8 protein-coding genes are annotated in these 10,256 nt (G+C 66.4%); 7 read left to right on the plus strand and 1 reads right to left on the minus strand.

Annotation, left to right across the window (positions count from 1 at the left end; all coding sequences use genetic code 11):
- Positions 1-23 precede the first annotated feature (23 nt).
- Positions 24-698, minus strand: a complete 675-nt coding sequence (gene ompA, locus RMO12_RS05595) for an outer membrane protein OmpA (protein WP_309638532.1) — start codon at positions 696-698, stop codon at positions 24-26.
- Between the two features lie 281 nt (positions 699-979).
- On the opposite strand from ompA, the gene gyrA reads away from it, so the two are divergent.
- The 7 genes from gyrA to RMO12_RS05630 form a co-directional block, all read left to right on the plus strand.
- The gene (gene gyrA / locus RMO12_RS05600; protein WP_309638533.1) at positions 980-3,622 is read left to right on the plus strand and encodes a DNA gyrase subunit A; all 2,643 of its coding nucleotides are present in this window, start codon (positions 980-982) and stop codon (positions 3,620-3,622) included.
- The gene (locus RMO12_RS05605; RefSeq protein ID WP_309638534.1) at positions 3,619-4,317 is read left to right on the plus strand and encodes a DUF2059 domain-containing protein; all 699 of its coding nucleotides are present in this window, start codon (positions 3,619-3,621) and stop codon (positions 4,315-4,317) included. Before gyrA ends, RMO12_RS05605 begins: the two co-directional genes overlap by 4 nt.
- A gap of 8 nt (positions 4,318-4,325) precedes the next feature.
- Positions 4,326-5,450, plus strand: a complete 1,125-nt coding sequence (serC, locus tag RMO12_RS05610) for a 3-phosphoserine/phosphohydroxythreonine transaminase (RefSeq protein WP_309638535.1) — start codon at positions 4,326-4,328, stop codon at positions 5,448-5,450.
- Positions 5,443-6,561 carry a prephenate dehydratase gene (pheA, locus tag RMO12_RS05615; RefSeq protein WP_309638536.1) on the plus strand — a complete coding sequence of 373 codons (1,119 nt, stop codon included), beginning with the start codon at positions 5,443-5,445 and terminating at the stop codon, positions 6,559-6,561. The genes serC and pheA overlap by 8 nt, the downstream gene beginning before the upstream one ends.
- A 14-nt stretch (positions 6,562-6,575) precedes the next feature.
- Positions 6,576-7,460, plus strand: coding sequence for a prephenate dehydrogenase/arogenate dehydrogenase family protein (locus RMO12_RS05620; protein ID WP_309624694.1), 885 nt, complete (start codon positions 6,576-6,578; stop codon positions 7,458-7,460).
- Positions 7,461-7,504: 44 nt separating this feature from the next.
- Entirely contained in the window at positions 7,505-9,577 is a 2,073-nt protein-coding gene (locus RMO12_RS05625; protein ID WP_405029624.1) for a bifunctional 3-phosphoshikimate 1-carboxyvinyltransferase/cytidylate kinase, read from the plus strand.
- Between the two features lie 128 nt (positions 9,578-9,705).
- On the plus strand, positions 9,706-10,256 hold a 551-nt coding region (locus tag RMO12_RS05630; RefSeq protein WP_309638538.1), incomplete at its 3' end, for a S1 RNA-binding domain-containing protein.

The following is a 10,256-nucleotide window of genomic DNA, read 5'->3' on the forward strand; positions in this document are numbered from 1 at the left end:
GGCCCCCATGGACGCGGACTGAATCAGCGGGAGTTGTTGCGAGTACCGACCACCTCGATCTCGACACGGCGGTTCTTGGCGCGGCCTTCGCCCGTCTTGTTATCGGCCACCGGCTGCTTCTCACCCTTGCCTTCGGTGTAGATGCGGTTCTTCTCGATGCCCTTGGACTGCAGATACGCTTTCACCGACTCGGCGCGTGCGATCGACAGCTTTTGGTTATAGGCATCGGTGCCGACGGAGTCGGTATGGCCCACGGCAATGACCACCTCGAGGTTCATACCACCCATCTTGCTGACCAGGTCGTCGAGCTTGGCCCGGCCTTCAGGCTTGAGCTTGGCCTTGTCAAAGTCGAAGAACGCATCTGCAGCGTAGGTCACCTTCTCGCTGACAGGAACCGGCGCAACCACGACCGGCGCGGGCGCCGGGGCCGGCGGAGTAGCCGGAGCCGGAGCCGGCGGGGGGGCCGGGGGCGGCGGAGGCGCCTTCGGCGGCGCGCCGTCGCAGCGCTCGTCGGCCGTGGCCGGAGTCCAGACGCTGTTACGCCAGCAAAGTTCGTTGCTGCCGTTCTTCCAGACGTTGTTGTCGACGTTCTTCCAGTTGTCGATCGTTCCTGCGGCCGAACCGCCGGAACCCGAAGTGGCGCAGCCGCCGAGTGCGGCAATCGCGAAGAGCATCGCCACCTTGTTCAATTTATTCATGTTTGTCCTCTCGGATGAGCAGCAAAGCGGCTGCATACGTCCATTAAAAATATCGACCAGAGCCGACGACCCGCAAGCATTGCGGGCGCTATAAAACTGAAAAAACATTGTGCCATACGAGGTTGCAGCAACAAGGTTTCGACGAGTCCAGCGCTGCCTGCCCGAGTCGATGTTGCGCGACAGCTACATCGCGCCGCACTTAGAATCGTTGGCTTTCCGCCTCACTCGCTCAGCAAGTTGCGAGCCTGCGGACCCTTCACCGCGGGCCACCCCGTTATTGCATGACCCAGTTCGCAAAGGAAACCCTGCCGATCAGCCTCGAAGAGGAGATGCGGCGCTCCTATCTCGACTACGCCATGAGCGTGATCGTCGGGCGCGCACTCCCCGATGCGCGCGACGGCCTGAAGCCGGTGCATCGGCGCTCGTTGTTCGGCATGCACGAACTGAACAACGACTGGAATCGACCTTACAAGAAGTCGGCCCGTATCGTCGGCGACGTGATGGGCAAGTACCACCCGCACGGCGACGCGTCGATCTACGACACCATCGTGCGCATGGCGCAAGACTTCTCGATGCGCCACATGCTGGTCGACGGCCAGGGAAACTTCGGCTCCGTCGACGGCGACAACCCGGCGGCGATGCGCTACACGGAAATCCGGCTGGCGAAGATCGCGCACGAGATGCTGGCCGATATCGACAAGGAAACCGTCGACTTCGGGCCGAACTACGACGGCTCCGAAAAAGAACCTCTGGTGCTGCCGACGCGGCTGCCGAATTTGCTGGTCAATGGTTCAACCGGCATCGCGGTGGGCATGGCCACCAACATACCGCCACACAACCTCAATGAAGTGGTGGACGCCTGCCTGCACTTGCTGAGGAACCCCGAAGCGTCCATCGACGAGTTGATGGAGATCATTCCGGCGCCCGACTTCCCCACCGCCGGGATCATCTACGGCTTGAACGGCGTGCGCGAGGGCTACCGCACCGGACGCGGCAAGGTCGTGATGCGCGCCAAGTGCCACTTCGAAGATATCGACAAGGGCCAGCGTCAGGCCATCATCGTCGACGAGATTCCCTACCAGGTGAACAAGAAGACGCTGCTCGAGCGCATGGCCGAGCTCGTCCACGAGAAAAAGCTCGAAGGCATCAGCCACATTCAGGACGAGTCCGACAAGTCCGGCATGCGCGTCGTCATCGAGTTGAAGCGCGGCGAAGTGCCCGAAGTGGTGCTCAACAACCTGTACAAGCAAACGCAGTTGCAAGACAGCTTCGGCATCAACATGGTCGCGCTGATCGACGGCCAGCCCAAGCTGTGCAACCTGCGCGAGCTGGTCGCGGTGTTCCTCGAACACCGCCGCGAGGTGGTGACACGGCGTACGGTGTTCGAGTTGCGCAAGGCGCGCGAACGCGGCCACGTGCTCGAAGGCCTGGCGGTTGCACTGGCCAACATCGACGAGTTCATCGAGATCATCAAGAACTCGCCAACACCGCCGCTGGCCAAGCAGGGTTTGATGGACAAGAGCTGGGACTCGTCACTGGTGCGCGAGATGCTCGTGCGCGCCGAAGCCGACACGCCCGGTGGCCGCGAGGCGTTCCGCCCCGAGGGGCTGCCCAGTCACTACGGCATGCAGGCGGGCGGCCTGTACCGACTGTCGGACGATCAGGCGCAAGAGATCCTGCAGATGCGCCTGCAGCGCCTCACCGGGCTAGAGCAAGACAAGATCATCGGCGAGTACAAGGACGTGATGACGCAGATCGCGGACCTGCTGGACATTCTGTCCAAGCCCCTGCGCGTGACGACCATCATCAGCGAGGAGCTGGTGGCGCTGCGCCAGGAGTTCGGCCAGACCAAGCTCGGCGCACGCCGCAGCCGGGTCGAGCACAACGTGCAGGAACTCGGCACCGAAGACTTGATCACGCCGACCGACATGGTCGTGACGCTCTCGCACACTGGCTATGTCAAGAGCCAGCCGCTCGCGGAGTACCGCGCGCAGCGCCGCGGCGGGCGCGGCAAACAGGCCACGCAGACGAAGGAAGACGACTGGATCGAGCAGCTCTTCATTGCCAACACCCACGACTGGATGCTCTGCTTTTCCGACCGGGGCCGCGTTTACTGGCTCAAGGTCTGGGAGGTACCGCAAGGCTCGCGCAACGCGCGCGGCAAGCCGATCGTCAACATGTTCCCGCTGCAGGCGGGCGAGAAGATCACCGTGGTGCTGCCGCTGACCGGTGAGTTCCGCACCTTCCCGGCCGACCACTACATCTTCATGGGCACTGCGCTCGGCACGGTGAAGAAGACCGCGCTCGACGAGTTCAGCAACCCGCGCAAGGCCGGCATCATCGCCGTCGACCTCGACCCGGGCGACCACCTCATTGGCGCCGCGCTCACCGACGGTCACCACGACGTGATGCTGTTCTCCGACGGAGGCAAAGCGGTGCGCTTCGACGAGAACGACGTGCGCCCAATGGGCCGCAACGCACGCGGCGTGCGCGGCATGATGCTCGACGAGGGGCAGACCGTGATTGCGATGCTGGTGGCCGAGGACGAGACGCAAAGCGTGTTGACCGCCACCGAGAACGGCTTCGGCAAGCGCACCTCGATCGTCGAGTACACGCGCCACGGCCGCGGCACCAAAGGCATGATTGCCATCCAGCAAAGCGAGCGCAACGGCAAGGTCGTCGCGGCCACGCTGGTGCGCCCGGCCGACGAGATCATGCTCAACACCGACCGCGGCGTGCTGGTGCGCACGCGGATCAGCGAGATTCGCGAACTCGGCCGAGCGACCCAGGGCGTGACCCTGATCGCGCTGGACGGCAGCTCGCAACTCAGCGGGCTGCAACGCATCGTCGAGAACGATGCTGGCGACATTCCCACCGACAACGGCAACGCGAGCGACGAGCCCGCAGCAGAGGATCCCCCATGAGCCCGAAGGGCGAATGCCGGAGTGCCGAGCACGAAGGCACCTTGATGATCGGTTTGTCGCGCATCGCAGTCACCTTGGCATTGACGGGCGCTCTGTCGGCGCACGCCCAGGTCACCACACCGGCGTCGTCGCCGCCCGCATCGCCCGCCAAGAAGGAGCTCGTGCAGAAGCTGCTGCTGCAGCAACAGCCGGCGGTGGAACGGCTGGCGCGCAGCCTGGCCGAAGAGCCGGCGGCCAGGCTGATGCAGCAGGCAGGCGCGGCCTTGCAGACCCACGTGCCCCCCGACAAGCGCGAAGCCGCGGCTAAGAAGATCGAGGCCGACGTGCGCAAGTACGTGGACGAGGCCGTGCCGCTGGTACGCGAGCGTGCGATCAAGCTTATGCCCTCGACCATCGGCACTGCTCTAGAAGAAAAGTTCACCGAGGACGAGCTACGGCAATTGCTCGGCTGGCTCGAATCACCGGTCAATAAGAAGTACCAGCAGATGGCGCCGGAACTGCAGGACACGCTGGTGAAAAAACTCGTGGCCGACGCCCGCCCGGCCATCGACACCCAACTCAAGGCGCTCGAAGCCAACGTGATCAAGGCACTCGGCGTGCCGGTGCCCGGCGCTTCGGCGCCCGCGCCGTCGACCACGAAGCCCGCCTCGGGAGCGCGGCCCGGCTCCGCCTCGTCGGGCCCGACCAAGCCCTGAGCGCGGTCGTGGCGCGCCCGTACAACTTTTCGCCCGGCCCCGCCACGCTGCCCGAGCCGGTGCTGGCGCAAGCCGCCGCCGCCGAGATGCTCGACTGGCACGACGCCACCGGCCGGCCTTCAGGCATGGGCGTGATGGAGATGAGCCACCGCGGCCGCGAGTTCGGCGAAATCTTTGCGCGCACCGAAGCCCGCCTGCGTGAGCTGCTCGCCGTGCCGGCCGAGTTCAAGATCCTGTTCATGCAAGGTGGCGCCCTTGCGGAAAACGCGATCGTGCCGCTCAACCTTTCGCAGGGCGGCGTCACCGATCATGTCATCACCGGCGCCTGGTCGCTCAGGACGCATCAGGAAGCATTGCGCTACTCCGAAGCGCGCGTGGTCGCCAGCAATGTCGCCGCGAGCTCAGCCAACCACACCACGATGCCCGCACCCGCGAGCCGGCAGCTCAGCGACGACGCAAGCTACGTCCACGTGTGCAGCAACGAAACCATCCATGGTGTGGAACTGCACGAACTGCCCGACTTGCGCTCACTCGGCAGCGACGCGCCACTGGTGATCGACGGCTCCTCGCACATCGCCTCGCGCGCCATCGTCGATTGGTCGCGCCTGGGCCTGGCATATGCCGGCGCGCAAAAGAACATCGGACCCGCGGGCCTCACGCTCGCGTTCGTGCGCGAAGACCTGCTTGGCCGAGCGCTTCGTATCTGCCCGGTCGCCTTCAATTACGCCGTCGTCGCGTCCCACGGCTCGATGTACAACACGCCGCCGACTTACGCGATCTACATCGCCGGATTGGTGTTCGAGTGGATCGCCGCACAGGGCGGCGTCGCCGCGATCGAGCAGCGCAACATCGCCAAGGCCGCGTTGCTGTACGGCGCCATCGACGGCTCCGGCGGTTTCTATGTCGACCGCGTCGCGCCGGACTGCCGCTCGCGCATGAACGTGCCATTCTTCCTGCGCGACGATGCGCTCGGCGCGCCCTTCCTGGAAGCGGCCACCGCGCGCGGCCTGCTGCAACTCGAGGGACACAAGAGCGTGGGCGGCCTGCGCGCATCGCTCTACAACGCCATGCCCCTCGAAGGCGTGCAGGCGCTCGTTTCCTGCATGCGAGAATTTGCCGCACGCCATGGCTGACTCCGACGCTTCCGCCTCCCCCATCGACCCGGCGCTGCGCGCCCTTCGCCTGCAGATCGACGCAATCGACCAGGAACTGCTGGCACTGCTCAACCGTCGTGCGGCGCTGGCGCAAGAAGTGGGCGGCCTCAAGAAGCGCGAGGGGTCGGTCGTGTTTCGCCCCGAGCGCGAAGCCCAGGTCATCGACGGTATGAAGGCCGCCAATCGGGGCCCGCTGCAAAGCAACAGCGTGGCGCCAATCTGGCGCGAAATCATGTCGGCCTGCCGCGCGCTGGAAACGCCCACCCGCGTGGCCTACCTCGGCCCGGCGGGCACCTTCAGCGAGCTGGCCGCGCTCGGCTACTTCGGCTCTTCGATCGTGCGCGTGCCGTGTGCCAGCATCGACGAGGTGTTTCGCAGCACCACCGCCGGTGCCGCCGATTTCGGCGTGGTGCCGGTCGAGAATTCCACCGAAGGCGTGGTCGCTCGTTCGCTCGACCTGCTGCTGACCACGCCGCTGTTCCTCATCGGCGAGACCAGCCTGTTCGTGCGGCACAACCTGCTGCGCCTGGGCAACGGCCTGGCCGGCATCAAGGCCGTTTGTGCGCATCCGCAGGCGCTGGCGCAGTGCCATGGCTGGCTGAGCTACCACTTGCCCGACGTCGAGCGCCGGCCGGTGGCGAGCAACGCCGAGGGTGCGCGGCTCGCTTCGCTCGACCCGAAGCTCGCCGGGGTGGCCAGCGAGCGCGCCGCCAGCGAATACGGATTGCATGTGGTCGCGCCTGCAATCCAGGACGACCCGCACAACCGCACCCGCTTCGTCATCGCCACCCATCCCGACCGGCATCCGCAGCCCAAGGCATCGGGCCACGACTGCACGAGCCTGGTGGTTTCGGTGACCAACCGGCCGGGCGCAGTGCACGACATGCTGGTGCCGCTGAAAGAACACGGCGTCTCGATGACGCGCTTCGAGTCGCGTCCGGCGCGCAGCGCCGATCAGTGGGAGTACTACTTCTACATCGACCTGCAGGGCCACCCCGATCAGCCCGACGTCAGCGCCGCGCTGGCCCAACTGCGCGCCGTGTGTGCGTTCTTCAAGCTCCTCGGCACCTACCCGCTCGACACGCACTGAGCTCGAAACGCACCATGTTCAACCAACTCGGCTTAATCGGCTGCGGCCTCATGGGTGGCTCGTTCGCGCTGGCGCTCAAACGCGCCGGCCTGGTCAAGTGCGTGGTCGGCTACAGCAAGTCGCCCTCCACCACCGACAAGGCCAAACGACTCGGCGTCATCGACATCGCCGCCGAATCGGCGCTGCAAGCCGTATCGGGCTCCGACCTGGTGCTATTGGCCGTGCCGGTGGCGGCCACCGAGGCCACACTGAAGGCGATCCGCCATTTGGTCGAGCCCGGCATGCTGATCATGGACGTGGGCAGCACCAAGCGCGACGTCGTCGACGCCGCACGGCGCGTACTCAAGGACAAGGTGAGCTGCTTCGTGCCCGCCCATCCGGTCGCCGGCAAGGAAGTGGCCGGCATCGACAACGCCGATGCGCTGCTGTATGCCGGCCGCCAGGTCATCCTCACGCCGCTGACGCAGACCGATCCGGTGCTCGTGCAGAAGGCGACCGACGTCTGGGCGGCGATCGGCTCGCAGGTGCTCAAGATGAGCGCCGAGAACCACGACACCGCCTTCGCCGCGGTCAGCCATCTGCCGCACCTGCTGGCCTTTGCCTATTTCCTGTCGGTGGCCAAGCAGCCGGCCGGCCGCGATTTCCTCTCGCTCGCGGGCCCAGGCTTTCGCGACTTCACGCGCATCGCCGCGAGCGACCCGGTCATGTGGCGCGACGTGCTGATGAGCAACCGCGAAGAGATCCTCAAGCAGTCGCAACGCTTTCGCCACACGCTCGACGCGCTCGAACACATGATGAAGCTCGGTAACAACGAGGCCCTTGAAGACCTGGTCAAGAACGCCTCGGAGATGCGCGCCGGCTGGCAGATGAGCAGTGCCAAGCCGGGCGGCACGCGCTGACTGCGCCGCGCCGCGTCCGCACCTTTTAAATGAGTCACGACAGCGTGACGGCTGCGGCCTTTCTCGACCTGCCGCCATTGCTGCGCGTGGCCGGCACCGTTCGGCTGCCGGGCTCCAAGAGCATCTCCAACCGAGTGTTGCTGCTCGCCGGCCTGAGCGCCGGCCGCACGCGCATCCACGACCTGCTCGACTCCGACGACACGCGCGTCATGCTGGACGCGCTGCGCGCGCTCGGCTGCACCCTCGAGCGCGACGGTGACGCGCTCGCAGTCACCGGCCTGGGCGCTCGCTTGGCGGTACACGAGGCGCGCCTTTTCCTCGGCAACGCGGGCACCGCGATGCGTCCGCTCACCGCCGCGCTCGCGCTGCTGGTGGCCACGCAGGGCGGTCGGTTCGAACTCGGCGGCGTCGCGCGCATGCACGAGCGGCCGATCGCCGACCTGATCGAAGCACTGCGCCCGCTCGGCTGCGACATCACCTGCCTGGGCACCGAAGGCTATCCACCGCTGCGCCTGCAAGGTCCCACGGTGCTGCAGCTGGCCGCGCCGATCAAGGTGCGCGGCGACGTGTCGAGTCAGTTCCTCACCGCGCTGCTGATGGCGCTGCCGCTGGTGGCGGGCGAGCGCGAGCTGCTCGTGGAGGTCCAGGGCGAGCTGATCTCCAAGCCCTACATCGAGATCACGCTGGCGTTGCTGGCGCGCTTTGGTATCGCGGTGCGGCGCGACGACTGGCGGCGTTTCGTCATTCCACAGGGCAGCCGCTACCGCTCGCCGGACGACGTGCATGTGGAAGGCGATGCGTCCTCGGCCTCGTACTTCATCGCGGCCGGCGCAATCGCGGCCACTGCCGAGCCGCTGCGCATCGAAGGCGCCGGCAGCGCCTCGATCCAGGGCGACATCCGCTTCGTCGAGGCAGCGCGCGCCATGGGGGCCGACATCGTGCTCGAGCCCAACGCCGTGCTGGTGCGCCGCGGCGCCTGGCCGCTCACCGCCATCACGCTCGACTGCAACCACATTCCCGACGCCGCCATGACCCTGGCTGCCATGGCGCTCTATGCGGATGGCACCACGCGCCTGACCAACATCGCCAGCTGGCGGGTCAAGGAAACCGACCGCATCGCGGCGATGGCCACCGAGCTGCGCAAGTTCGGTGCCCTGGTCGTCGAAGGGTCCGACTTCATCGAGGTGACGCCGCCGCTGCAATGGCGGGCCGCCGCCATCCACACCTACGACGACCACCGCATGGCGATGTGCGCCTCGCTCGCCGCCTTCAACGCGCTCGCGGGCAGCGCAGGCGCGCCGGTGCCAATCGCGAGCCGCCCCGGCGTGCCGGTGCCAGCAGGGAGCCGCGCCGGCGTGCCGGTGCGGGTGCTCGACCCGCGCTGCGTCGGCAAGACCTTCCCCGATTATTTCGCAGCCCTGTTCGCCATTGCCGAGGCGGCGCCGGAGAGCATTCCCGTGCTCGCTCTCGACGGGCCGACCGCGTCCGGCAAGGGCACGCTGGGCAGCATGCTGGCCGAGCGGCTGGGCTACCACCACCTCGACTCCGGCGCGCTCTACCGAGCCACCGCCCTGGCGGCGCTGCGTGCCGGTGTCGATGTGGGCGACGAAGCGCGCGTCGCCACCCTCGCCCGCGGGCTGCCGTTGCGCTTTGACCAACAGCGTGCGCTGCTCGGCGACGTGGACGTGACCGATGCGCTGCGCGAAGAAGCGGTGGGCAGCGCCGCCTCGCAGATCGCCGCCCTGCCCGCGGTGCGCCAAGCGCTCGTCGAGCTGCAACTGAGCTTTCGGCGCCTGCCCGGCCTGGTGGCCGACGGGCGCGACATGGGCAGCGTGATCTTCCCGGCGGCCACGCTCAAAGTGTTCCTGACCGCGAGCGCCGCCACGCGTGCCGAGCGGCGCCATAAGCAATTGATTTCAAAGGGAATTTCAACTAGTATCGATGCTCTTCGCGCCGATCTCGAGGCGCGCGATGCGCGGGACCAAAACCGCAGCATCGCGCCTTTGAAGCCGACTGCGCAGGCCCGGTTGCTCGACAATTCGGCGCTCTCGATCGAAGCCTCGGTCGAACAGGTGCTGGCTTGGTGGCAAACGGTGCGGCCGTTCAGCGAGAGCTGAGCAGCCTTCGAGAAGCCCGTCGCTTTCCCTCAGTGCGCCACGCAGACCGCGGACGCCAAAGCGACGGACCCGCAACCTAACCCGCCACGCGAGTGGCAATCGCCGCAACGTCGGCCCAGGAAAACCCAATGAGTGAAACAGCAGTCGCCTCGTCGCAAGGCATGGAATCGTTCGCCGCCCTGTTTGAAGAATCCCTGAAGCGCTCCGACATGCGCGCCGGCGAGGTGATCTCCGCCGAAGTGGTGCGCATCGAGCACAGCTTCGTGGTCGTCAATGCCGGCCTCAAGAGCGAAGCCTATGTGGCGATCGAAGAGTTCAAGAACGACCACGGCGAGCTCGAAGTCGAGGTCGGTGACTTCGTGTCGGTGGCCATCGACGCGATCGAAAACGGCTACGGCGACACCATCCTCTCGCGCGACAAGGCCAAGCGCCTCGCGTCATGGATGTCGCTGGAAACCTCGCTCGAGTCGGGCGAATTCGTGACCGGCACCGTCAACGGCAAGGTCAAGGGCGGTCTCACCGTCCTCGTCAACGGCATCCGTGCCTTCCTGCCTGGCTCGCTGCTCGACACGCGTCCGGTCAAGGACATGACGCCGTTCGAAGGCAAGACGATGGAGTTCAAGGTCATCAAGCTCGACCGCAAGCGCAACAACGTCGTGTTGTCGCGCCGTGCCGTGGT

Source organism: Methylibium sp., assembly GCF_031393925.1.
Classification (GTDB): domain Bacteria; phylum Pseudomonadota; class Gammaproteobacteria; order Burkholderiales; family Burkholderiaceae_C; genus Methylibium.

Excerpts from the sequence above, each read along its gene's own strand:
- gyrA (WP_309638533.1), top strand. The coding sequence starts at position 980 with ATGACCCAGTTCGCAAAGGAAACCCTGCCGATCAGCCTCGAAGAGGAG.
- RMO12_RS05620 (WP_309624694.1), top strand. The coding sequence starts at position 6,576 with ATGTTCAACCAACTCGGCTTAATCGGCTGCGGCCTCATGGGTGGCTCG.
- pheA (WP_309638536.1), top strand. The coding sequence starts at position 5,443 with ATGGCTGACTCCGACGCTTCCGCCTCCCCCATCGACCCGGCGCTGCGC.
- ompA (WP_309638532.1), bottom strand. The coding sequence starts at position 698 with ATGAATAAATTGAACAAGGTGGCGATGCTCTTCGCGATTGCCGCACTC.
- RMO12_RS05605 (WP_309638534.1), top strand. The coding sequence starts at position 3,619 with ATGAGCCCGAAGGGCGAATGCCGGAGTGCCGAGCACGAAGGCACCTTG.